Origin of the sequence: Pseudomonas sp. 7SR1 (genome assembly GCF_900156465.1) — a bacterium.
Lineage (GTDB): Bacteria > Pseudomonadota > Gammaproteobacteria > Pseudomonadales > Pseudomonadaceae > Aquipseudomonas.
In genome coordinates this window covers 4,389,871-4,412,674 of sequence record NZ_LT707064.1, presented here as the reverse complement: position 1 = coordinate 4,412,674, position 22,804 = coordinate 4,389,871, and the positions used below count along the sequence as shown (strand labels likewise).

Here is a 22,804-nt window from a genome sequence, read left to right as displayed (position 1 = left end):
GCGAGACCAATGGCGGTTGACTACAGTAGTGGCGCGGTCGAATCAGCCTGACCGCGCCTTTGATCGAGAGGTTATGGATATGAACATCAGATTTCTGGGCCTGCCTTTGGCCGCTGCCGCGTTCCTGGCGCTGGCCGGTTGCTCGACGCCGACCGTGGTGACCCTGCAGAACGGCACCCAGTATTTGACCCAGGACACCCCCAACACCCGCACCTCCGATGGCTTCTATGAATTCGAAGACATCTCGGGCAAGAAAGTCCGGGTTCGCGCCGACGAAGTGGCGACGATCCGCAAGGAAGACTGATCCTCTACAGGCCCTCTGCCCCCGGGGGGCCGCTCTCGCTCAGCGGACCTGATCGACATCCATTTCCAGGGCCAGGCCGCCCTCGTCGCAACTGATGGTCGCCCCCGTCCTTCGCAAGGACTGTTCCTGCATGCGCAGGCAATGCTCGTATTCCTGCCGGTTGGAACGATCGATACTGATGTTTCCGGTGATGCCCGGCCTCTTCGCCGCCTCGATGTCCACCCTGATCCAGGACCTGGGCATCTGCAACTCGAAACGCGGCAGGTGCGAAGGCGCATCTGCGCGGTGGTCGCCCTCGGCCATGGGCAACTGGTCGGCAGAGATGCCATACCGGGTCAGGATCGACTGATCCGGTAGATCCGCCAGCACGCCAACCGAAACCATTGCCCCCATCAGACCGATGAACAACCCTTGTCTACCCTTCACTGCAGTACCTCTCCTCATACGTGACGAGGGGACATGACCTCATGCGGTGCCGAAGCCTTGACGGCCCGGTTTCCCTCCTGGTCGATGCCCCCTCTCACGTCTTCCTCGAATCAAGTCAATCAGGCGAACACAAGGCCGTCGCCTCCTACCTGGGCCAGTCCGACACCCACCAGGGTCACGGAGCTGTCGCCTACCTTGAGCAAGGTGTCGTTGCCCACCTGCGACAGGTGCTGGCGGTAGTCGTAACCCGCGCCGGCGCCTTGGACGCCCAGGAACACCAGTGTGTCGCCGACATCATACCCGCTGATGCGGTCCTGGCCGAACGCGCCATTGAAGATAAACGTGTCCTGTCCGCCACCGGACTGCATCACGTCGTTGCCCGAGCCGCCCACGAAGGTGTCGTTCCCCGCGCCGCCCACCAGCACATCGTCGCCGTCCAGGCCGAACAGCCAGTCGCCTGTCGCCCGGGCCGCCAGGGTATCGTTGGCCGCACCGCCCTTGACCGCTGACGCATACGCGGTGACATGGCCATCGCTGACCAGGCCGTTCGCGGTGACGCTGTGGCTCACCTGATCCTTGAGCAGCCCCCAGAACGAGCCGGACTCCTTGCTCACCAGCGTGCCGATGTCGCGGGTCATGCTGATCTCCCCATGGGCGTCACGCACGTACAGCGTTCCCGCCCCATCATGGGCGAAACTGAAATCCTTCACCGACTGTTGCAGCTGCAAGGTGTTGTTGCCCTGACCGCCCAGGATCACGTTGTAGCCGCCACTGTCGCGAAAGGTGTCATTGCCGGCGCGTCCCTCCAGGTAATCGCTGCCCTGCCCGCCCTGGATCAGGTCATCCTTGTCGCTGCCGATGATCAAAGTGCTGCCCGTATGAGCCTCGGCGTTGCGATTGAGGTCCTGCACCCACGTATTACCGCGTGCCGGGTCCGAGAGGTTGGCGACCACGATGGTAGAGTCTTTGCCGGTGAGGTCATAGAACGCGGAGTCCATTATCCGCCCCATGCCGTCGCCGTAGCCCGTGGGCAGGTGGGAAATCCAGGTCGGGATGTTGAGGATGGAAAACGGCAGCACGTTCCATGCCGCCGAGGCGTAATGGTCGTTGAAGCTGACGATGTTGTTGGTCGCCGAGTCCTGGTGCGCGTCATGTACCCCCACCGACGACAGGTTGAACGTCGAGCCGTCCAGCGCCCGGAACACCGGGTCGTTCTCGTAACCGATGTTCAAGACCTTGTCACTGGCGCTTTGGGTGGGTGATGCATAGGCGATGTAGTTCGCGCCGCTGTAGAAGCCCCCCCACTTGTCGCCGCTCAGGTCCGCCAGGCTGTTGACCGCCAGCCCGCCCAGGCTGTGGCCGCTGACCAGTACGTCTTCGCCTGTCAGGCCATGGGCCCGGGCAAATGCCGCGACATCGCCGAGCAGGTTGCCGAAGGCTTCGCCGACATAGTTTCTGGCGAAGTCCTTGGGGCCCAGCGCGGCCATCACATCATGGATTACATCGCCGATGGAGTCGCTGATCAGGTTTTCACGAGGACCGCTGGTGCCGCGAAAGGAAATCCCGATTTCCTTGAGCTGCCCGTCGGCATCGTACTTGCCGAGGATTTCCACCTGGGCGGTGGTATAGCCGGCCTTCTCGCCAAAGAACGTTCCCCGGCCGTCCACCTTGCCGGCATAGCCCAACTGGGAGGCGCTGATGGGGGTCCAGCCGGCCTTTTGCAGCGCTTCCAGGGCCAGCTTTTCCGAGTCGGGATTCCATGGCACGCCGGGAATCACCCCTTGGGAGTCGGTGCCTCCCAGCAGGGCCGTCACCAAGGTCGCGGGCAGGCCGGCGCCGAAGCCGTTCTGCTGGTACCCGGCGGCAAAACCGTGGTCGAGGTTGTGATAGGAATACAGCATGATCGCCATCGCATCGCTGACCAATGCCTTCGATTCGATGGTGCCGAAGTTCTTGTAGTCGTAGATTCCCATGGTTGTTGCACTCTTTTTGTTGTTGGAATGAGTGGATATGCCTTGCCCGACGCGCTCGCACAGCAGCGGCCGGGCAACGTTTTCAGAAGCGCCAGTCCAGCGTCAGGCCGACGCCGTGGTTCTTGTCCCGGGAACCGAGCAGGCCGTTGTAGTCCAGGTTGAGCTGGACGTCCTTGGCCACCGCCAGCCCGGCACGGGCCCCCACCACCGCCGCGTTGCGGTCCATGGACACGCTCTGCACCGCGAAGGTGCTGCCACCGCCGACGAACGCCAGGTCCTGCTCGGAACGGGTGTCGCTCAGGTTGTGCTGCCAGCCGAGGGTTCCGGACAGCTGCAACTGCTGCGTCCTGGACAACGCCAGGGTATGCCCGGCCCGCACGCCCAGCGTCGACAGCAGCGCGTCGCGACGGTCGTCACCGGCACGCAAGGCCGCGGCGTCGCCCTTCTCATGGAAGCTGTCGCTGTCCAGGTGCACATAGGCCAGGTTGGCGAACGGCTCCAGGGCCACGGGTTCAAGATCAAGGCGATACGCCGCCTCGGTGAAGAACTGGGCGGTGCGGGCATCACGCTTGGTTTTCTCCCGGCCGTTCACCTCGTTGAATTGCAGGTCGCGCTGGACATCGATGCGATGCCAGGCGTAGGCACCACCCACCGTCAGGCGCAGGGCATCGATCTCATGCCCCAGGTACGCCCCCAGGTGATAGCTGTCTGCCTTGGCTGACGAGTGGGTGCCATCCCCCATGCTCAACGAACTGTCGCTGTACCCGGTGACGAAGCCCAGCCGCGTCCCGTCGGCGACCAGGCCATCCACACCGGCCAGCAGACCGCCAATGGAGCTGGTGGAACTGGCGTTTTCGTTGCCGCCGTCGCTTTTGCCCCAGGCTCCCAGGACCTTGACCCAGGCATTGCTGCCGGCATCGGTCGGCGCGGCGGCGTCGTACAGCGCGTCCTGTCGCAACCGGTCGATCACCGCGTCGCGCAGATGACGGCTGTCATTGATCAGCAACGTGCCGATGGCCGGGTGGATCTCGCCGGACAGTTGTTGGAATGCCTGTTGCGCCACCGCGGCGCTGGGGGACAGCAACAACGCTTCATACAAGGCGTTGCCCGCCCCCAATTGCTCGGCTGCGCTCGCCACGGCGCGCTGGTTGGGCGTCAGGCCAAGGCTGCTGAAGGAGGTCGCGTTGCGCGCCACCGCCAACTGGATGCCACTGGCGGAGTACGCCAGGTCGCCGCCCAGGAACGCATAGTCGGGCAACACCTGATCGAAGCGCCCTTCAATGCCGCCGGCCGCCTGCAGGATGTTTAATTGCCGGCCCAGCAGGCTTTTCACTTCACCGGCGGTGAGCAGTGTCGGGCTGTTTTCCAGAGACAGGGATACCGTCGCCCCGTCGATGATGGCCTTGCCGCCGGCAACGATCAGGTCGCTGGAGACAGGAGACACCTCTACCGCGTAATTCGAGCCGGGCTCGAAGGTCACGTCTGCGGCCACCTGCAAGGTGCCGATGGAGTTGCCCGGTGCCACGCTGGCGCCGCGTTTCGCCGTCAGGCTGGCGATGCGACCGTTGCCGCCGAGGATACCGCCCTCGTTCACGGTCACGGCCGAGGCCAGGGAGCCGGTGACCGCCAGCCGCCCTTCGTTGACCAGGGTCGGTCCGCTGTAAGTGTTGTTACCGGTGAGCACCAGGGTGCCGATGCCTTCCTTGGTCAGGCCGCCGTGCCCGGAAATATCGTTGCGCCAGACATCCAGGCCGCACTGTATGCCACTGCACACTCGTTGGGTGGGCAGGCCTGCATCGATGACCGCGCCGATCCCCGGCAGATTCGCGACGAACTGGCCGGAGCCATAGGCGCCATCGACCCGAAACGCTTGGGGTATATCCTGCGCGGTCACCAGCATCGACGGCCCGTCGATGGCCTTGCCCAGGTTGATCATGCCCCAGCCGTACAGCGCGTCGACACCCGGCGCGCCCATGTCCGTGGCCGTGGTGCGCAAGACGCTGGCCACCTGGGCACCGGTCATGTAGGGGAAACGCTCCATCAGCACCGCCACGCTGCCGGCCACATGGGGCGCGGCCATGGACGTACCGCTCTTGTTGGCGTAGCCCACGGTCAGGTCGTCCAGGCTGGTGCCGCCGATCACGGCGCTGTAGACCCGGGTGCCCGGTGCCGAGACGCAGAAACTGGCGGTATAGCCACAGCGCGAAGAGAAGGTGCTGATGGTGTACGGGTCGGCACTGCTGGTGTCAGGGTTGATCTGCAGGGCCGCCACCGTCAGCCAGTTGGGGGCGATGTCCGGCACGAAGTACGCCAGGCCCGCGATGGCGTCGGGGTTGTTGAGGTTGTAGTCGTTGCCGGCGGCGAAGATGGTGACGATCCCGCTGCGGGCCGCGGCGATGGCCCCTTCGTAGGCGCCCCCGGCCCGGGTACCCAGCAGCGGTTCGATCTGGTCGAACTGCAACTGCGCATCCTGCACGGTGAAATGCGCAAATGCCGGGTCACGGCCGCCCTGGTCGAAGCGGTCAGTGATGCCGATGCCCCAGCTGTTGTTGATGATCCGAGCCCCGCTGGCAATCAGCGCATCCCAACCGGCCTTGTACACCGCGCCATCGTTGCCCCGGATAATGCCGTCTTCAGGCCCCGGGTCGCCGTTATCGGCGCTGATGATCTGCGCATCGAACGCCACGCCGTGCATCGACCCGCCATCGCGGCTGCCGGCAGCGATCCCGCCGACGTGGGTACCATGGGAGCCGAGCTTGCCATCGGAGCCCACCGTGGGAGAGCCGTCATAGCGGAACGGGTCGCCGGCCTTCACCGGAATGTACGGGTCGGTGTATTCGCGAATGCCGCTGGTGACCAGGGTCACCACCTTGTCGGTGCCGGAGAATTCCGGGTGGGCGGCATAGACCGGTTGATCGAAGATACCCAGCTTGACGCCCTTGCCAGTGTAGCCGGCGGCGTAGGCCTGCTGTGCATTGATCGCCCCAAGCCCCCACTGCGCATCGAATTCGGCGCTGCGCCAACTGGCCGGATCCCCGGGCCGGCCACCCTCGACGTAGGGCGCCGCCTGGGCCGTGCCCAGGGTAGCCAGGGCGCAGAGCATGGCGCGGTTGAGCGTCCTGGGCAGGAACAGGCGCCCCGGTAGCGAGGGGTATTTCTTGTTATCGGTCTTCATCACGAACCATCCTTAGTTGTTGCAAGAATCCTTGGGTTGCCTTGGTCGGCTATTGCCCCCGTGTCACGAAGGCCTCGTCCACTTTCGCCAGGTCCTGTTCCCCCAGGGTGCCGGCGTAGTAGTGCAACTTGGTCCAGGCCATGAGGTAGTCATAGCGGGCCTCGGCCAGGTCGCGGCGTGTGGTGTAGAGCTGCTGTTCGGCATTGAGCGCATCGAGGTTGACCCGTTCGCCGCCCAGGATGCTCTGCCGGGTGGAGACCACCAGCGCTTCGGCGGAACTCAGGGCTTTCTGGTAGGCCCGCAGCTTGTTCGCCCCCGACACACAGGCGCTGAACTGGCGGCGCAGCTCGATCAGGGTTTCGCGGGTCTTGGCATCCAGCTCGTATTCGGCCTGTTCCATGTTGCGGCTGGCCTGGCGGGTCGACGCCGAGACCCCGCCGCCGGCATACAACGGCACGCTGACTTCCAGGCCGATGGTGTTGGTGTCGTAGCGCTGGTTATAGGTGTTGCCGCTTTCGGACTCGTTCTGACGCATCGTTGCATAAGCGCTGATGGTGGGCAGGTGTCCGGCGCGGTTGCGTTCCACTTCGAAGCGGGCCACATCCACCGCCTGGCGCTGGGAAGCCAGGGTCGGGTTGTTGCTCACCGCCAGGCCATGCCAGCTGTCGAAACTGGCCGGTTGCAGGGTGAACACCTGGAAGGTCTCGTTCAGTGGCGCCAGGTCGCCGATGTCCAGCGCCGGCACACCGATCAGCGCGCCAAGCTCACGCAAGGCGGCATCCTGCTCGTCGCGGGCTTCGATTTCTTCGGCAATGGCCAGCTCGTATCGCGACTCGGCCTCGAGGATGTCGGTGCGCGTGCCTTCGCCCTGGCGAAACATGTGTTCGTTCTGCCGGAACTGCTGTTCGAACGCCCGTTTCTTGGCCTGGGCGATGTCGATCTGATCCTGGGCGAACAGCGCCTGAGTGTAATGGCTCAGCACCCGCACCAGGAGCTCCTGGCTCTTGCTGCGGAAATTTTCATCGGCGAACAATGCCTGCGCCACACCCTTGCGATAGGCCGCGTAGGCCTCGTAGTCCAGCAGCGGCTGTTGCAAGGTCAGGCTGGAGCCGTAGCTGCTGTAGTTGCGATTGTCATGCTGACTGGCGCCATGGTCATTGAGATAGGTCACCTTGGATCGGTTACGCCCCTTGTTATAGCTGTAACCCAGGTGAGGCAGCAGCCCCGCACGGCCGATGGCGCGGTTCTCCAGGCCCGCGTCGCGTTCCTTGACAGCCCCGAGGTAGACCGGGTCGTTGCGCAGGGCCTGCTCATAGATCTCGAATGGCCCCATGGCCCAGACGTTGCCGCAGGCGGAAACGGCCAGCACCGCCAACCACTGGAAATACTTCATGCCACCGGACATCCTTATTCTTCGGTCAACGCAGAGCCGGCTCGGTCGAGCAGCGGTTTGAACAGGTAGTTGAGCAGCGAGCGCTCGCCGGTGCGCACGAACATCTGCGCCGGCATGCCAGGCTTGATCACCAGGCCATTGAGCTTTTCCAGCGCCTGCTCGCCGACATTGCTGCGCAGCACGTAATACGGCTCGCCGGTCTTCTCATCGAGCATCTGGTCGGCCGAGACCAGGCTGACTTCGCCCGCGACCCTGGGGGTGCGGTTCTGGTTGAAGGCGGTGAAGAGGATGTCCACCGGCAGATCAAGCCCCACCTTGTCGACCAGGTTGACCGGCAGATGCCCTTCCACCTCCAGCCGCGTGCCCTGGGGCACGATTTCCAGCAAGGTATCGCCCTGGCGCACCACCGCCCCTTCGGTGTGCACCCCGAGGTTGACGGCGATGCCGTCGGCGGTGGCAAGGATCTCGCTGTGTTGCAGCTCGAAGCCGGCGGATTTCAATTGCTGTTGCAGGGTTTCGCTCTTGAGCTGGGCATCGGCCAACTGGCTGCGCACTTCCTTCTGGTATTCCTCGCCATGCTGTTGCAGCTTCAGGCGCGACTCGACGATGCCCTGCTCCACCCGGCCGCTTTCACCGGCGTTCTGGGCCAGCTCCTGCTGTACCTGCGACAATTGCCGCTGGTACTCCAGCAAGCGATTGCGCGGGATGTAACCATTGTCCGCCAGAGGTTGCAGGTTACTCAGTTGCGAACGCAGCGAATCGGCCTGGGCGCTCAAGTCGCTGCGAGCCCGACGCATGCCCGCCAGTTGCGCCGTGGCGCCATCGATGCTGGCGCACAACGCGGCCTGCTCCCGGGCAAAGGCCTCGCGGCGGCTGCTGAACAGCTGGCGCTGGCCTTCGAGCACCAACGCCAGGCGGGGATCCAGGTCATCGCCCAACTCTGACGGGAAGCTCACCTGGCCCAGGTTGTCCCGCTCGCTTTGCCAGCGCGCCAGGCTGGCCCGGGCCATGCGGTACTGGGCCTGCAGCGATTGCACATCGGCAGCGGCCTGGGTCTGGTCAAGCCGGAACAGCGCCTGGCCCTGCCTGACCGCCTCGCCTTCACGCACCAGGATCCGGCTCACCACGCCGCTGCTCATCGACTGCACGGCCTTGCGCTTGCCTGAGACCACCACGGTGCCTTGCACGGCGATGCCCTGGTCCAGGGGCGCCAGGCTGGCCCAGGTGAAAAAACTGCCCGCGCCGATGAGCGCCAATGCCCAGCCCATGCGGGTAAAAAAACGGGCGTCGCGTTCGGGACGCTCGAGGTGTTGTCCCGAGCGCGAAGAATGTTCGAGGCTCATATCGCGATCCTTGTTCATACGCTGCCGGGCTGGCGGTTGGCGTGATACTGGCGGCTCATGCTCACTCCGCTGGGCGCTGCCGGGGGCTTATCCCGTGGGGCCTGGGCTTGTCCGGACAGCTCTCGCAGCACGTCCTGGCTCGGACCGAAGGCCTGGAGCCGGCCTTCGTTGAGCACCAGTAGCTTGTCGGCCTGGGCCAGGGCCGAAGAACGATGGGTCACCAGGACGACACTGGTGCCCTGGGCCTTCATCAGGGCAATGGCGCTGGCCAGGGCGGCCTCGCCGACGGTGTCGAGGTTGGAATTGGGCTCGTCGAGCACCACCAGGCTCGGCCGGTCGTACATCGCCCGGGCCAGGGCCACCCGTTGTTTCTGGCCACCCGACAAGCCGCCGCCGTCCTCTCCAAGCAGCGTGTCGTAGCCTTGGGGCATGCGCAGGATCAGCTCATGCACGCCGGCCTGCTGCGCGGCGGCAACGACCTTCTGCGGATCGGCCTCGCGAAACCGGGCGATATTCTCGGCGATGGTGCCGCTGAACAGCTCGATGTCCTGGGGCAGGTAGCCGATGTACGGGCCCAGCTGGTCGCGGTTCCAGCGATGGATATCGGCCCCGTCGAGCCGCACCGTGCCCCCCAGGAGCGGCCATACCCCCACCAGCGCCCGGGCCAGGGTGGACTTGCCGGACCCCGAGGCGCCCAGCACCCCGAGCACTTCCCCGGCGGCAAGACCGAAGCTGACGTGATGCAAGGTCGCCTGGCGTCGTCCGGGAGGCCCGGCGCTGACCTGTTCGAAGCTCACCTGGCCCTTGGGCGGTGGCAATGGCATCGTGTCGTCCTGGGGCGGGTAGGCGCGCAACAGCGCGTCCAGACGGCGATAAGCCAATTTGGCACCGCTCCACTGCTTCCATACTGCAATCAACTGATCGATGGGGCTCAGCACCCGGCCCATCAGGATCGAGCCGGCGATCATCATGCCGGCGGTCATGTCGCCCTTGATCACCAGCACCGCGCCCAATCCCAGTGCCAGGGATTGCAGGCACAGGCGCAGGGTCTTGCTGAAGGCGCTGATCACCGCGCCAGTATCGCTGGCCTGGTTCTGCAGGCCGAGAAAACGCGAGTGCACGGCAAACCAACGATTGCGCAAGGCGTCGAGCATGCCCATGGCCTGGATGGATTCGGCGTTGTGCAGGTGGCTGGTGGCCAATTGGCTGGACTGCTGCGAATAACCGCTGGCCTGCCCCAACGGCTTGCTGGTCATGATTTCGTTCAGGCAGGCCAGGCCGATAAGCAACAAAGTGCCGACGGTGGCGAACACGCCGAGCCAGACATTGAACAGGTAGATCACCAGTAGATAGATCGGGAACCACGGTGCATCGAAGAAGGCGAACAGCGCCGGCCCGGTGACGAACTGGCGAATATGGGTCAGGTCGCCCAGGGATTGGCCGGCGTTGCCTTCGCCCTGGAACAGGTTGCGCTCGAACGCGGCCTTGTAGACCTGGAGGTTGAAGCGCCGCTCCAGTTGGCTGCCAATGCGGATGACGATGAAACTGCGGACCATTTCCAACAGCCCGATGAACACGAAAAACCCCACCACCATCAACGACAACATCACCAATGTGGTTTCGTTTTGCGAAGACAGCCCGCGATCGTACACCTGAAGCATATATATCGAAGGTGCCAGCATCAGGACATTAATCAGCGCAGTAAAACAACCGACACTCAACAGAATATTCTTATAATCGCCCAGCGCTTTAATCAGCGGCAGCGCGGCAGCGCTCCTTGCCATGTTCATCGATCTTCCTTGCTGTTGGCTTTGCCAGTGAGTTGATAACTCTGCAACTTGCCAATCTTCCAGGCTTTGTACGAAAAGTGCCTGATCGTCCCTCGGCAATTTTTCGTGCAACCCCTACTCATTCAAGTGGCACACACCCCTGTTCGCACCTGTTCAAACAAGCGAGTGCAAATCGGCGATATTGTACGAACGATTTAACGCGCGCTTTGCGGGATATCGCGTTCAAGCAGGATTTTCAATCCGGATTTCAGCGTCACCTGGTAATGGTCCGTCTGGCGCAATCCCAGATGTGTCCGGGCATTCTGTTTGCCGATCAGCGAAAGCCCATCGGGTTCGGGGAACCAATGCACCGGTTCATCTCCGAGCCAGTGACCCAGGCAATCGGTCTGGCCGCCCAGGCTCTGGTCCGCGTTGAGCTCGATCGTGCAAGTGTTGGACGGTTTGTCCTGCAATGCCTGGGCCGGCGCATTTTCCTGGGGGCCAGACAAGACGGCCCGCCAGACACCAGCCAACTGTGAGGGTTCTGCTAGCAACAGGCTGCGTGCCATGGCGACTTCTCCAAAAAGCGATAGCGAGGTAGCGAGTAGCCAGGCGATTGCCGGGGCGCTACGGTGCATGGAATTTCTACTCATTTCTTGATTCCAACGCTGCCCCTGGGGGCTGGCGCCAGCCGTGCGTCTTCAACACGACCAGCGCCAGCGCCCCAGGGTAGCGATATCAGGCCACGATGTCCGAGACGGCTGCCTGGCCGACGGTGCTGACCAGGAAGTCAGCCACGCCATGGCCGGAGAAGTCCACCGCCAGTACGCTATTGCCACCCGAGGTCGAGAGCACCGCATCGCCCGCCGCACCGGTGAAGGCATTGACGAAATGCAGGCCTGCGCCGTTGGTGATGCCCGTCAGGTCGATCTTGTCCAGGCCACTGACGAAATCGAGGATCTGGTCCGTGGCGCCCGGACGCGAGTCGGAACTGGCCGCGAACACGAAGGTGTCCGAGCCCGAACCGCCCCACAGCTTGTCCGCGCCGCCCGCGCCCCACAGGATGTCGCTGCCGGCACCACCCTTGAGCTCGTTGGCCACTTCATTGCCGATCAGCAGGTCGCTGCCCGAGCCGCCAATGGCGTTTTCGATGGTTGCGCCCTGGGCGATGGACACGTTGCCGACCATGCCGCCAACGTCAGAGAACGAGGCATCGTTGAGATTGATCTTCTGGTTCTGGGTGAAGCCGGAGAAGTCCAGCGTATCGCGTCCGCCCGCGTCCCATACCGAAAACACCACCTTGTCCGACGATGACGAAGCGCTGAGGAAATCGCGACCGGTATTGGAATTGAAGCCGTAGGTCGTATCGCCGGTACGGGTGCTGGTGTTGGCCCCGTAGAGTTTCTGGATGGCGGCGATGTCGTCCATCAACGGTCCGGAAGCATAGGCCTCGACCCCGCCCTTGCTGAAGTTCTGGTCGGTATTGCTTTCGCTCCAGTAGCTCATGAGGCTGTAGCCGCGGGTGTCCTCGGCATACGTGACATCATCGTAGGACGGGCTGCCTTCACCGGCGTTGTAGTCGCCGGGGTGGGCCAGGCCAAGGGTGTGGCCGATCTCGTGGGTCAGGGTCTGGCGACCGTAGTTGTTGAGGTCCGGGTTCTTGTTCTGGGTGTAGCTGCTGTTGATCAGGTACCAGGACGTCCCGTCATACCCCGCGCCGGTACCAGGGAGGTAGGCGAAGGCCGCCGCACCGTCCTGGCCGCTGCTGTAGTTGCCGAAGGTCATGTGGCCGTCGCCGCCGCTGGCCCTTTCGGTAAACGTGACGTTGGCAACATCCGACCAGGACTGCATGGCCAGGACCGCCTGGCCTTTCTGCTGGGCGCTGAACTGGCTGAAACCGCTGATCCCGTGCTTGTTCATGGTGCTCGAGGAGGCAGAGGTCAGAAAGGTATAGGTCAGCTCGATCTTGCCGCTGCCGTCCCGATCCTGGTAGGCCGCGCCATCACGCAGCAACTGGGTGGCGGCTTCATCCACGGAATACGAAGGCTTGCCGTTGATGGTCAGGTCCCCACCCCGGTCATATTGATGGCTGAAATTATTGATCTGGTTGAATGCGGTACTGGGGGCGGCCAAGGGCTGCGGAGCCCACAGGAGTTGATCGGCAGAATCAATGGCGCTGGTTTTGATTTTCGACATAAACACACTTCCTTGTTTGCAATGGAACAGTTTTTGTCAGACAGACAATCTCTGGCGAGATCGTCCAATCACTCGCCCAATTGAGGACGCAAGAAAACTGACACAATTCGAAATCAAACGTCTAGCGAATTTTTTCGAACCCGCAAAGCACCCGTTCAAGCAACTAAGCCGGGTACGCGGCGCTGTCCCCGTTAATACGGGCGCTTATCGAATTTCGTTTAGGATTGTCGGACAAAATCCTATTTAAATATTAAATATCGATAAACACGACTTGGCGAAACCCGTCGCAGTTTCAACAACTAAGTGCCAGCGAAACGCTATTAATCAATATCTACCAAGCACTCTACGAAAACTCTTGGGACGAAGGTCAGGCGAGGCGGTTTTCAACGCATGTAAGGAGCATCAAGGCTTTTCGTGTTCACCGACTTTCGCCGCGCAGACTTCTCGCAGGCAACCTCGAAGCCAACGATGCCCGGGGTCGGCCTCCATCCGTGGGTGCCAGAGCATGGCTATCGTGAAGGACGGCACCGCAAACGGCAGCGCAAAACTGTGCAAGCCGACGCGAAGCCGCTCGGTGTAGCGTTCGGGCACGGTGGCGATCAGGTCGCTGGCACCGGCAAGCCCCAGGGCCGTGGAAAACCCGGGGACCGTGATAGCGATGTCTCGCGACAGGTTCGACGCTGCCAGCGCGCGGTCGATGGGGCCGTGATCGAGGTCGCGCAGGGAAACCCCGATATGCCCGCCCGCCACGTAGTCGGCGACGCTGACCTGGGCCAGGCTCAGCGGATGCCCCACGCGCACCACCCCGACGAAACGGTCTGTGAACAACGCCTGGGTTCTCAATTCGGGGCCGGTGTCCTGGTCCACGACAGCGGTTTCCAGGTCCACGCTGCCCTCGCGCAGGGCCGTGCTGTCCTTGTTGGCCTTATCCACGAAGCGCAACCGCACGCCAGGCGCCTGCTCGGCGATGCGGGCGATGAGGTCCGCCGCGAAGTTTTCCACGAACCCTTCACGGGTGCGCAAGGTGAAGGTCCGGCTCAACCGTCGCAGGTCCGGAATCTGCACGGGGCGCAGCACAGCCTGGGCATCCTGTACCAACTGTGCGACCTGCTCGCGCAACGCCAGCGCCCGTGGCGTGGGGACCAACCCTCGCCCGGCCCGCACCAGCAGCGGGTCTGCCAAGGTGTCCCGCAACCGTGCCAGTGCCCGGCTCATCGCCGACGGGCTGAGCCGCAGCCGCTTGGCGGCACGGGCCACACTGCCCTCCGACAGCAATGCATCGAGGGTGATCAGCAGGTTGAGGTCTGGAACGGACATTCGCACGGCCCTGTACTAAGAGATGGCGTCGTATGCAGCTATAAAGTGCAAATGCTGCGTCTTCCGCCATGTTAAGCCTGGGCGTACCGTTCTGACAGCTCCATTTCAGGAAAGCCGCAGACAGAGGAACCGCGATGAAGCCAGTCAATACGCAACAGTGCCCGCCACTCGACACATCTCCTCGGACCACGGCCTGGCCACGCTGGGCGCTGTCCAGCCTTGCGCTGGCGACGCTCCTGGCTTCTCTCGGCGCCAGTGTCGCTGCAGTGGCCTTGCCGGCGCTGGCCCACGGGCTGAATGCATCGTTTCAGGCGGTGCAATGGGTGGTGCTGGCTTATCTGCTGGCGATCACCACCTTGATCGTCAGCGTCGGGCGCCTGGGGGACTTGCTGGGGCGACGCAGACTGCTGCTGGCCGGGATCCTGCTGTTTACCCTGGCCTCAGCCGTGTGCGGCCTCGCACCGTCCCTGGGGTGGCTGGTCGCGGGACGAGCCTTTCAAGGCCTGGGGGCGGCCATCATGATGACGTTGACCCTGGCCCTGGTGGGCGAATTGGTCGACAAGGACCGGACCGGCAGCGCCATGGGGCTGCTGGGCACCCTGTCGGCGGTGGGTACGGCCCTTGGCCCTTCCCTGGGGGGCACGCTGATCGAGGGGTTCGGCTGGCAGGCGATCTTCCTGCTGAACGTCCCCTTGGGGCTGCTGACGCTGCTGCTCGCCTGGCGCTTCCTGCCTGCACGCGCCAGCGCGACCAGCACCGACAGCATCCGCTTCGATATCCCCGGCACGGTGTTGCTGGCGATGGCCCTGGGCGCCTACGCGCTGGCCATGACCCAGGGTCGCGGGCATTTCGACGGGACTCATGCCGCCTTGCTGGCGCTGGCCGCCCTGTGCGTGGGGTTGTTCATCCGGGTCCAGAAGCAAGCCATATCGCCATTGATTCCCCTGGGGCTGTTGCGTGATCGCCCCATGGTCGGTGGCCTGGCCACCAACGCCCTGGTGGCGACGGTGATGATGGCGACCCTGCTGGTGGGGCCGTTCTACCTGGCCATCGCCCTTGGCCTACCGGCGACCCAGGTGGGGCTGGCCCTGGCCGTCGGACCCGCCACAACCGCGTTGAGCGGGGTGCCTGCCGGGCGCCTGGTGGACCGGTTCGGCGCGGGCACGATACGGTTGATCGGGCTGGCGATCATGCTGCTCGGCTGCGTCGGGCTGACGCTGTTGTCAGCGTCTTTGGGAACGACCGGCTACATCGCGACGATCATGGTGACCACCGTGGGCTACGCACTGTGTCAGACCGCCAACAACACAGCGGTGATGGCCGAAATCCCCGCCAGCAGGCGTGGCGTCATCTCCGCGCTGCTCAACCTGTCGCGCAATCTGGGGTTCTTCACCGGCGCTTCGGTGCTCGGCGCGGTCTTCGCCGCCGCGCTGCCGACGAACGGTATCGGCGCGGCCACTGCCCAAGCGGTCACCAACGGCCTGAATTTCACCTTCGCCGTCGCTTCATTATTGCTGGTCCTGGCTTTGGGCATTGCCTTGCGAAGCCGCGTCCCAGAGCCGTTTCGGGAGGTTGAAGCGTCCCCACCCCGCCAATGATGGCAATATGATTTCAAATGCCCAAGTCATGATGCAGATCAAAAAAAAGTGAACCAATCGCAAAATGGACTGAAAAAAGCCACATGACATTCATTTTCAGGTGCTATTTTTAGGTCTCACTGGTAGAGCCATGATGGTTCTTCCTTCCTGACATGAGCAAAAGGAAGCGCTTGATGAAGAGGGCGGGCAACAGATGAATAGAGGATCGTCCGGCAAGGTTACGTTTCCCAACGCCTGCCAGTTGATGCGTTGGCATTTCCATCCCATGGGTTTCGAGGCCAGTATGGACGCCCCGGGCAGCATGGTGGCCCGTCTGTTCGACCGCGCCAGCGGCGAAACCATGATCGCGATTGCGGGCATTCCCTGCGCGACCGTGATGAACGCTCCCGATGTGGAGCGAATCATCGAGGCGGTGGAAGCGGAGCTGGAAGCCTTTGTGCCTCCCGTTGGCTTGAGGCGATTTGCATCCTGACGAAAAAAGCCCACGCCAGTGGGCTTTTTTGTGGGCGACGGTTTCACACCCTGGCGAACCGTCACCCACCCCGGGCGCGACGCTGGTCGGCAAAGAAGGCCTTGCCCGTTCCGATGCGATCCGAGGCCCTGGGCGCGTTGGCGGCCTGGCCTTCCTGCCCGTCGACGTACCAGTAGCAGTGCTGCACTGCTCGTGTGATCCCCACGTAGGCCAGGCGCAGGATCTCGTCTTTCTGCGCCGTATCGTACGGTTCGGCATCCCCGTCCTGTCCCAGCCCGGCCATTCGGTAGACCTGATTCTTGTAGGGCGAGCTGCTCAGGTGCTGGCAGTCACCAAGCAGGAATACCGCATCTGCCTGTAGCCCTTTAGCACTGTGATAGGTCATTTGGCGCAAGCGGCGAGCCGGATGCGGCAAGCTAGAATCCACATTAACTATTGGCTGAATATGCTTTTCTATTAAAAGCTTATCGCTTGTTTTTCGATACAACATCAAGATTGAATCGCCCTTGCGATAATGTTCTTCCAGCTTGCGGGCCATGCCCTCGTCGTCGCGATCGAGCACCGCGACCGGGCTGGGTACCGAAGGCTTGCCGCTGGCCTTGGCTTTCTTGCCGGGGATGGCGGCGGCGGCCCGCACGATGTGCTCGGCCGCATCGATGATGTATTGATGGCTGCGGTAGTTGTCCGTGAGCATGACCCGGGTGTTCGCCGGCGACGGAAACTGCTTGGTGAACGCCATGAAGTAACTGGGTGAGCTGCCGCGCCAGCCGTAGATGGATTGCCAGTCGTCCCCCACGCACAGCAATGACGAACGTTGCGCGGCGCGCCCCACGTGCATGGCCGCTCCACGACTGCGCACTTCTCGAAGACAGGCGCGAAGCCAGGAGACGATCTGCGGCGAGACGTCCTGGAACTCGTCGATCATCAGGTGCGACAAGGGCCGTAGGTGCTCATCGCCCAGCAATCTGAAGTTTTCCGGTGAATGCTCGCTGAACAGCGCGAACATCCGGTTGTAGGTCATCACAGGTGGCGACTGGTCGAGCAGATGGTCTTCGAAGGCTCGCCAGAAACGACTCAGTGCCTCGAAAAAGTATCGGTCCGGGTCGTCCTGTGCGAAGCACATCTGTCCTACCGCATCCGGAACGTCCAGGCCAAGGTTCTCGATGAAACTGGCGGCGGCCACGAAACAATCCAGCAGCGGTGCCGCCCCCAGTTCGCCCTTGACCTTATAGTCGAACCCTGGGCCGGCGCTGGCATCCCCAGCCAACGCACTCAAAACACGTCTTGACGATTCGTAACTTTCTATCCATATCAATGGCTTACGACAGAAAGCTTGAAACAGGGTGCGCTTTACAGCCCATTCCGCCCGGATGCCCAGGCGTGCCCCCGGTCGGCTGAGCCGGGCATCCTCCTGCGGGTCGAAGCCCAGCATTACCCAGGCATCCAGCGAGGCAATGTAGCCATGGCAGTGGAATGTCGAGCCGTTGATCTGGAAGGTCTGGCGCCTGGGCTCGATGCCCTTGATGGGCCACGCCCCGGCGCGGAACCACAGGTCCTCGATGGCATCGCACAACTCTTCGTCACGCTGGGCGGCAAGTTCGGTGACGGCGACGCGTTTCTGTACATCGGGGTGGTCGCGCTCCAAGGCCTTGAGTTGCAGGGCGTGCCGGGACAGCGAGCCGATCAGCTCACGGAATCGTTCATCGCGCTGGTAAAGGTGGTGATAGCAGGCGTTTAGCTGCTGGCGTTGAGCATCATTGATGCGCAAGTCAAAGGGATTGCCCTCATCGTCATCGCCCGCCACCGCGCGATGGCTCAGGGTCTCGAAAGCCTGGAGCCGTTCGAATCCCGGCAGGCTGCGCACCATGGGCAGAATTCTCGAATGGAAGGTCCGCACCAGGTCTCGCGCTTCCTTGAGACTGACCGTACGCCCCCACAAGGCGAAAACCTCGATCAGTTTCTGGATGAAATCCTTGCGTGACTCGCGGGTGAAGGTCACCACGGTCATCGAATCCAGTTCGAACCCCAGGTATTGGGACAGCAGCACGATACGCAGCACCAGGGTCGTGGACTTGCCCGCACCGGCCCCCGCCACCACCGAGGTGGACGGTGTGTCGCTGAAAATCATCTTCCATTGCGCGGCACTGGGCTGCGCGTGGGCGGGCAGCAATCGGGCCACATCCGCCTTGATGCGTTTCTTCAGTTCAGCGGTCAAGGGCAGGCGCCAGTCATCGAACAACAGATCATCGACTCTCGGCGCCGGGTGCTCGGTGCTGCGAGCGTCACGGATCAACAGGACCTGGCGCCCCTCTTCCAGCCCCTCGGCCCGGCCTTCCTGATATCCGTAATCGAAACCGGCGGTATGACCACTACGAAAACCATCCGCCTGACCGTGCAACCACGATGCCCGGTGCTGGGCTCGCAGCCGCGTCAGGCCGTGGCCGAACAAGCGCGCGGCCAGGCGCTTGAGCAGCGGCATCTGGGCCACGGGTAGAAATTCGGGAGGAAGATCGGGAGAGTGTTGCGCCACGCTGAAAAACTCCGGTGTACAGAACCATGGGCGCTATGGTGTCTTGATTTGCCGTTGAGTGCCACTCAAAAGCTTGCAGGTCAGAGGGTTAGGCGATGAACTGAAAGTGCCTTGATAACGCCAGCACCGCGGGCCTGTCCCTCAAGCAAGGCTGCCGGATACGGGCAATCGACGAGCATTGGGGCGATCCGGTATCGTGCCGTTCGATACCTTGTCCTTCCCTTGGGCAATCACGGACTGCGAAGCCAGCATGAACCAGATGAACCATGACGTCGTCGCCAGCGATTCGATCTGCCAGCCCCGTACCCTGGTCTTCCTGGCCTACCCGCAGATGGGCTTGCTGGACCTGACCGGTGCCCAGACCGTCTTCTGGGCGGCTACCAAGGCCATGACTGAACGTGGCCTGCCCGGCTACGCAGTGCACACGGCGAGCCTCGACGGCGGGTTGATGCGAACCGCCGAAGGCCTCGCCGTGGACACCTGCGCCCTGCACCGCTTCGACGAGGCGCCTATCGATACCTTGATCGTGCCCGGCGCCCCCGATATCCGCCAGGCCATGATCGACTGCGTCGATCTGGTGGATTGGCTGCGGGCCGCCTCGGTCAAGGCCAGGCGCACCGCATCGGTATGCAGCGGCACGTTCCTGATGGCCCAGGCAGGCCTGCTCGACGGGCGCCGGGCCGCCACCCATTGGGCCATGTGCGAGATGCTCAGGAACGGTTTCCCGGCGGTCGAAGTCGACCTGGACGCGATTTTCATCCAGCAGGACCGGATATGGACCTCGGCGGGCGTCAGTGCTGGCATCGACATGGCCCTGGCCCTGGTCGAAGCCGACTGCGGTCGCGAAGTCGCGCTGCAAGTGGCCCGGGAGCTGGTGGTGTTTCTCAAGCGGCCCGGCGGACAGGCGCAGTTCAGCCAACTGCTGCAATTGCAGACCCGGGACAGCGCCGGATTCGACGAGCTGCACGTCTGGATCAGCCAGCACCTGGACGATGACCTGACCATCGAACAACTGGCTCGCCAGGCCCGGATGAGTCCGCGCAATTTCGCCCGGGTCTACAAGCGTCGCACGGGACATACCCCGGCCAAGGCCGTGGAGATGTTCCGCCTGGAAGCCGCGCGACGGCTGCTGGAAGACTCCCAGCGCAACATCGACCAGATTGCCCGGTCGTGCGGCTTCGGTGACGAGGAGCGGATGCGCCTCACCTTCCAGCGCCACCTTTCGATTTCCCCACGGGACTACCGTCAACGGTTTTCCCGCTGACCCCGGCCTGCCAGACCCGATGCTGGCAGGATTTCAGGGTTTTCTGTCCTACCGGCGAAAACGCGGCACTTTTAAGATACGAGACCGAAGCTCTGTCCTTGCGACGCCCCGGAGCCGGCCCCTCAAAAAATACAAAAGGTCCGCCAGCGTGCCCACACCCGCCACGATGTTCAAAAGCATCCATGACAGCCTCCGGTACACCCCCTGTCAGATCGCCTCGCGACCTTCGATGGGGATCAGTCCCCATCCGCTGGTGAACGCCCTGGGCTGGGCGGTCGGGCTGGTGGTGGCCTGCGGCATTGTCATCATCAATTCCGAGACCCGATCCGACCTGGCCCCCACCCTGCTCTACATTACCTTGCTGTTGATGGCGGCCAACCTGTTCTCCATCAACCTGGTCATCACCGTCGCGCTGATGTGCATGCTCCTGCTCACGGCGATGTTCCTGTACAACGGCGGTTATCATCGCTGGGACTCCACCACCGGCTTCTTTCGCTGCCTGACGGCCCTGTCCGCCATCGCGTTCCTGGCGCTGCGCAGCAAGCAGGCGTCCGACAGCCTGCGCCACAACGAGGCCTATCTGGTCGGAGCCCAACGCCTGAGCCAGACCGGCAGCTTCGGCTTTCGCGGCGATCGTTCGGACCTGTCCTGGTCGGAGGAGTCGGCGCGGATCTTCGAATACCCCAGCGGCAAGACGCCGACGGTTTCGATGGTGCTGGAACGCACCCACCCCGAAGACCTCGAACGGGTGCTGGATATGTTCGGCCAGGCCGCCCGTCGCGCCCCCCAGATCGAGGTCGAGCTGCGGCTGCTGATGCCTGACGGGCGCATCAAGCATATCCATCTGATCGCCAGCCTCCTGCCTTCCGCACAGGGTCGTTTCCAGTACCTGGGGGCCTTGATGGACATGACGGCCAGCAAGCAGGCCGAGGAAGCGCTGTTCCGCGCCCAGGCTCAACTGGCCCATGTCACCCGCCTGACCTCGCTGGGGGAAATGGCCGCCTCCATTGCCCATGAAGTCAACCAGCCGCTCACCGCCATCACCAGCAGTGCCCAGGCCTGTCGACGCTGGCTGGAGCGTCCGCAGCCCGACCTGGAGGAAGCCCTCGATTCCCTCGAGCGGATCGTCGCCAGCTCGAGCCGCGCCAGCGAAGTCATCGACCGTATCCGGTCGCTGTCGCGCAAATGCGATCCACGGCGTCAGGCCGAGTCGCTGGACGAAGTGGTCAACGAGACCCTGAACCTGGTCCAGCAGCAACTGGTGCTGCACAAGGTCACGGCGAAAGTGGACCTGGCGACCTGCGCAGGCCATGTCAGCGCCGACCGGGTGCAATTGCAGCAGGTGATCATCAACCTGGTCATCAATGCCTGTCATGCCATGGACGCCGTTGCGGTCAGCGACCGGCTCCTGCAGATACGCACCTGGATAGAGGACAACGAGGCCGTCCTGGAGGTGACTGACCAGGGCACGGGCATCGCGCAGGATGTCCTGCCTTCGCTGTTCACCCCGTTCTTCACCACGAGAGAGAACGGCCTCGGCATGGGCCTGGCCATCTGTCGCTCCATCATCGAATTCCACGACGGCAGGATCTGGGCCACCAGCGAAGCCGGTCGAGGGACTTCGTTCAGGTTCGCATTGCCGCTTATCCCTTGACCCATGACCGCCTCGGACACGCCCATGACTTTCGATCACGCCGCTCGCCAGGCCAATCTCCAGGAACCGATCGTCTACATCGTCGACGACGATGCGCCACTGCGCGAGGCCCTTGGCAGCCTATTGCGCTCCATCGACCTGCAGGTGGAGCTATTCGGCTCGGTAGCGCAGTTCATGCAATTCCCCCGCCCCGCCGTCCCCAGTTGCCTGGTGCTGGATGTACGCCTGCGGGGCACCAGCGGCCTGGATTTCCAGCAGGAACTGGCGGCGGCCAACATCAACCTGCCGATAGTGTTCATGACCGGCCACGGCGATATCCCCATGACGGTCCGGGCCATGAAAGCCGGGGCGGTGGATTTCCTGAGCAAGCCGTTCCGGGAGCAGGACCTGATCGATGCGGTATCTGCCGCTCATCAGCGAGACCGCTTGCGCCGCGAGTCCGACCGCGCCCGCCAGGCGCTGGAAGCTCGCTATGCGGCACTGACGCCCAGGGAAAGGCAGGTCATGGCGCTGGCCATCTCGGGCCTGATGAACAAGCAGATCGCCGGGGAAATCGGCCTGAGCGAGATTACCGTCAAGATCCACCGCGGCCAGGCCATGCGCAAGATGTGCGCCCGCTCCTTCGCCGATCTGGTACGCATGGGCCAGGCGCTGGATATGCCCGGCTGAATCTTCATACCCACGTATACTAGGCGCGGGTCATGGACAGGGTATCTTGCAGTGAAGACGGCGCCGTTATGGCGACCTGATATCGCTGCCGGGTCTCTCAATGTCAAACACCGCAATCATTTCAGTTGTCGATGACGACGAATCCGTTCGAAAAGCACTGGACGGCCTGCTGCGTTCCAGCGGGTACACAGTACACACTTACGCCAGCGCCCTGGAGTTCCTTTCCGGCGGCGGCCCCGAACAGACCGATTGCCTGCTATCGGACATCAGGATGCCCGGCATGAGCGGCATCGAGCTGTGCAACGAACTGGCTGCGCGGAACATCCGGATTCCCGTCATTATCATCAGCGGCCACCCCGGCCCACCGCCTCGGGTCAAGCCCGGCGTGGCCGAGCCCGTGGCGCTTTTCCCCAAGCCGTTCGGATGCGTGGAACTGATCGCCTGCATCGAATCGGTGCTCAAGCACACGGTTTGACAGGCCAGCCCTTCTCATCAGCGCGTCACTGCAAACCCTACAGGCTTGCCCGCGAACGCGACGGCCTATCCTGCGTCGCCTGTGGGCCAGGCATTTTTCCGGTCGATCCGCGCCGTGCCGGTTGCGGCACTCACACCTTCGTATAGGTCCTTCATACCCAGACATATTCCCGCTGACCTTATGTAGAAGTGCTGGCCCCCCCACCGGCGAATAGCATTGCTCTGGCGAACCGAAGCTGAAGGCATG

At 63.1% G+C, this 22,804-nt stretch carries 17 protein-coding genes; 7 read left to right on the top strand and 10 right to left on the bottom strand.

Annotated features, from left to right (window positions below; translation table 11 throughout):
• Positions 1 to 79 precede the first annotated feature (79 nt).
• Positions 80 to 304 (top strand): YgdI/YgdR family lipoprotein, encoded by a 225-nt coding sequence (locus BW992_RS19740; protein ID WP_053151286.1) that lies wholly within the window; start codon positions 80 to 82, stop codon positions 302 to 304.
• A gap of 39 nt (positions 305 to 343) precedes the next feature.
• On the opposite strand, the gene BW992_RS19735 is transcribed toward BW992_RS19740, so the two are convergent.
• The 9 genes from BW992_RS19735 to BW992_RS19695 form a co-directional block, all read right to left on the bottom strand.
• Positions 344 to 730: a hypothetical protein gene (locus tag BW992_RS19735; protein WP_072398463.1), complete on the bottom strand. Its 387-nt coding sequence runs from the start codon at positions 728 to 730 to the stop codon at positions 344 to 346.
• Between the two features lie 119 nt (positions 731 to 849).
• A complete protein-coding gene (locus BW992_RS19730; protein WP_076406948.1) occupies positions 850 to 2,703 on the bottom strand; it encodes a polyurethane esterase in 1,854 nt (617 codons plus the stop codon).
• A gap of 82 nt (positions 2,704 to 2,785) precedes the next feature.
• Positions 2,786 to 5,806 (bottom strand): autotransporter serine protease, encoded by a 3,021-nt coding sequence (locus BW992_RS19725; protein WP_231991137.1) that lies wholly within the window; start codon positions 5,804 to 5,806, stop codon positions 2,786 to 2,788.
• Between the two features lie 121 nt (positions 5,807 to 5,927).
• Entirely contained in the window at positions 5,928 to 7,271 is a 1,344-nt protein-coding gene (locus BW992_RS19720; RefSeq protein WP_076406947.1) for a TolC family outer membrane protein, read from the bottom strand.
• 14 nt (positions 7,272 to 7,285) lie between these two features.
• The gene (locus BW992_RS19715; protein ID WP_076406946.1) at positions 7,286 to 8,632 is read right to left on the bottom strand and encodes an HlyD family type I secretion periplasmic adaptor subunit; all 1,347 of its coding nucleotides are present in this window, start codon (positions 8,630 to 8,632) and stop codon (positions 7,286 to 7,288) included.
• Complete coding sequence (locus BW992_RS19710) at positions 8,629 to 10,404, bottom strand: type I secretion system permease/ATPase (RefSeq protein ID WP_076406945.1); 1,776 nt, start codon at positions 10,402 to 10,404, stop codon at positions 8,629 to 8,631. Before BW992_RS19710 ends, BW992_RS19715 begins: the two co-directional genes overlap by 4 nt.
• Positions 10,405 to 10,598: 194 nt before the next feature.
• On the bottom strand, positions 10,599 to 11,021 hold the full coding sequence (locus tag BW992_RS19705) for an AprI/Inh family metalloprotease inhibitor (RefSeq protein WP_083526381.1): 423 nt from the start codon (positions 11,019 to 11,021) through the stop codon (positions 10,599 to 10,601).
• Between the two features lie 100 nt (positions 11,022 to 11,121).
• Positions 11,122 to 12,579: a serralysin family metalloprotease gene (locus BW992_RS19700; protein WP_076406944.1), complete on the bottom strand. Its 1,458-nt coding sequence runs from the start codon at positions 12,577 to 12,579 to the stop codon at positions 11,122 to 11,124.
• Positions 12,580 to 12,981: 402 nt separating this feature from the next.
• On the bottom strand, positions 12,982 to 13,896 hold the full coding sequence (locus BW992_RS19695) for a LysR family transcriptional regulator (RefSeq protein ID WP_072398455.1): 915 nt from the start codon (positions 13,894 to 13,896) through the stop codon (positions 12,982 to 12,984).
• Between the two features lie 134 nt (positions 13,897 to 14,030).
• Between BW992_RS19695 and BW992_RS19690 the strand changes: the two genes are divergently transcribed.
• On the top strand, positions 14,031 to 15,494 hold the full coding sequence (locus BW992_RS19690) for an MFS transporter (RefSeq protein ID WP_076406943.1): 1,464 nt from the start codon (positions 14,031 to 14,033) through the stop codon (positions 15,492 to 15,494).
• A 193-nt stretch (positions 15,495 to 15,687) separates the two neighbouring features.
• A complete protein-coding gene (locus tag BW992_RS19685; RefSeq protein WP_072398453.1) occupies positions 15,688 to 15,966 on the top strand; it encodes a DUF1652 domain-containing protein in 279 nt (92 codons plus the stop codon).
• 61 nt (positions 15,967 to 16,027) lie between these two features.
• On the opposite strand, the gene BW992_RS19680 is transcribed toward BW992_RS19685, so the two are convergent.
• Entirely contained in the window at positions 16,028 to 18,496 is a 2,469-nt protein-coding gene (locus BW992_RS19680) for a UvrD-helicase domain-containing protein (protein ID WP_076406942.1), read from the bottom strand.
• A 259-nt stretch (positions 18,497 to 18,755) separates the two neighbouring features.
• Between BW992_RS19680 and BW992_RS19675 the strand changes: the two genes are divergently transcribed.
• From BW992_RS19675 to BW992_RS19660, 4 genes are all read left to right on the top strand, one after another.
• Positions 18,756 to 19,760 carry a GlxA family transcriptional regulator gene (locus BW992_RS19675; protein ID WP_092181767.1) on the top strand — a complete coding sequence of 335 codons (1,005 nt, stop codon included), beginning with the start codon at positions 18,756 to 18,758 and terminating at the stop codon, positions 19,758 to 19,760.
• Positions 19,761 to 19,989: 229 nt separating this feature from the next.
• Complete coding sequence (locus tag BW992_RS19670; RefSeq protein WP_072398494.1) at positions 19,990 to 21,414, top strand: sensor histidine kinase; 1,425 nt, start codon at positions 19,990 to 19,992, stop codon at positions 21,412 to 21,414.
• Between the two features lie 24 nt (positions 21,415 to 21,438).
• Positions 21,439 to 22,083, top strand: coding sequence for a response regulator transcription factor (locus BW992_RS19665; RefSeq protein WP_072398451.1), 645 nt, complete (start codon positions 21,439 to 21,441; stop codon positions 22,081 to 22,083).
• A gap of 100 nt (positions 22,084 to 22,183) precedes the next feature.
• Positions 22,184 to 22,558 carry a response regulator transcription factor gene (locus BW992_RS19660; RefSeq protein ID WP_072398450.1) on the top strand — a complete coding sequence of 125 codons (375 nt, stop codon included), beginning with the start codon at positions 22,184 to 22,186 and terminating at the stop codon, positions 22,556 to 22,558.
• Positions 22,559 to 22,804 lie beyond the last annotated feature (246 nt).

Bases quoted from the DNA above. Each gene is read 5' to 3' on its own strand.
- BW992_RS19665 (WP_072398451.1), top strand. From the start codon at position 21,439: ATGACTTTCGATCACGCCGCTCGCCAGGCCAATCTCCAGGAACCGATC.
- BW992_RS19705 (WP_083526381.1), bottom strand. From the start codon at position 11,021: ATGCACCGTAGCGCCCCGGCAATCGCCTGGCTACTCGCTACCTCGCTA.
- BW992_RS19730 (WP_076406948.1), bottom strand. From the start codon at position 2,703: ATGGGAATCTACGACTACAAGAACTTCGGCACCATCGAATCGAAGGCA.
- BW992_RS19740 (WP_053151286.1), top strand. From the start codon at position 80: ATGAACATCAGATTTCTGGGCCTGCCTTTGGCCGCTGCCGCGTTCCTG.
- BW992_RS19720 (WP_076406947.1), bottom strand. From the start codon at position 7,271: ATGAAGTATTTCCAGTGGTTGGCGGTGCTGGCCGTTTCCGCCTGCGGC.
- BW992_RS19695 (WP_072398455.1), bottom strand. From the start codon at position 13,896: ATGTCCGTTCCAGACCTCAACCTGCTGATCACCCTCGATGCATTGCTG.
- BW992_RS19700 (WP_076406944.1), bottom strand. From the start codon at position 12,579: ATGTCGAAAATCAAAACCAGCGCCATTGATTCTGCCGATCAACTCCTG.
- BW992_RS19710 (WP_076406945.1), bottom strand. From the start codon at position 10,404: ATGAACATGGCAAGGAGCGCTGCCGCGCTGCCGCTGATTAAAGCGCTG.
- BW992_RS19675 (WP_092181767.1), top strand. From the start codon at position 18,756: ATGAACCATGACGTCGTCGCCAGCGATTCGATCTGCCAGCCCCGTACC.
- BW992_RS19690 (WP_076406943.1), top strand. From the start codon at position 14,031: ATGAAGCCAGTCAATACGCAACAGTGCCCGCCACTCGACACATCTCCT.
- BW992_RS19715 (WP_076406946.1), bottom strand. From the start codon at position 8,632: ATGAACAAGGATCGCGATATGAGCCTCGAACATTCTTCGCGCTCGGGA.
- BW992_RS19660 (WP_072398450.1), top strand. From the start codon at position 22,184: ATGTCAAACACCGCAATCATTTCAGTTGTCGATGACGACGAATCCGTT.
- BW992_RS19670 (WP_072398494.1), top strand. From the start codon at position 19,990: ATGGGGATCAGTCCCCATCCGCTGGTGAACGCCCTGGGCTGGGCGGTC.
- BW992_RS19685 (WP_072398453.1), top strand. From the start codon at position 15,688: ATGAATAGAGGATCGTCCGGCAAGGTTACGTTTCCCAACGCCTGCCAG.
- BW992_RS19725 (WP_231991137.1), bottom strand. From the start codon at position 5,806: ATGCTCTGCGCCCTGGCTACCCTGGGCACGGCCCAGGCGGCGCCCTAC.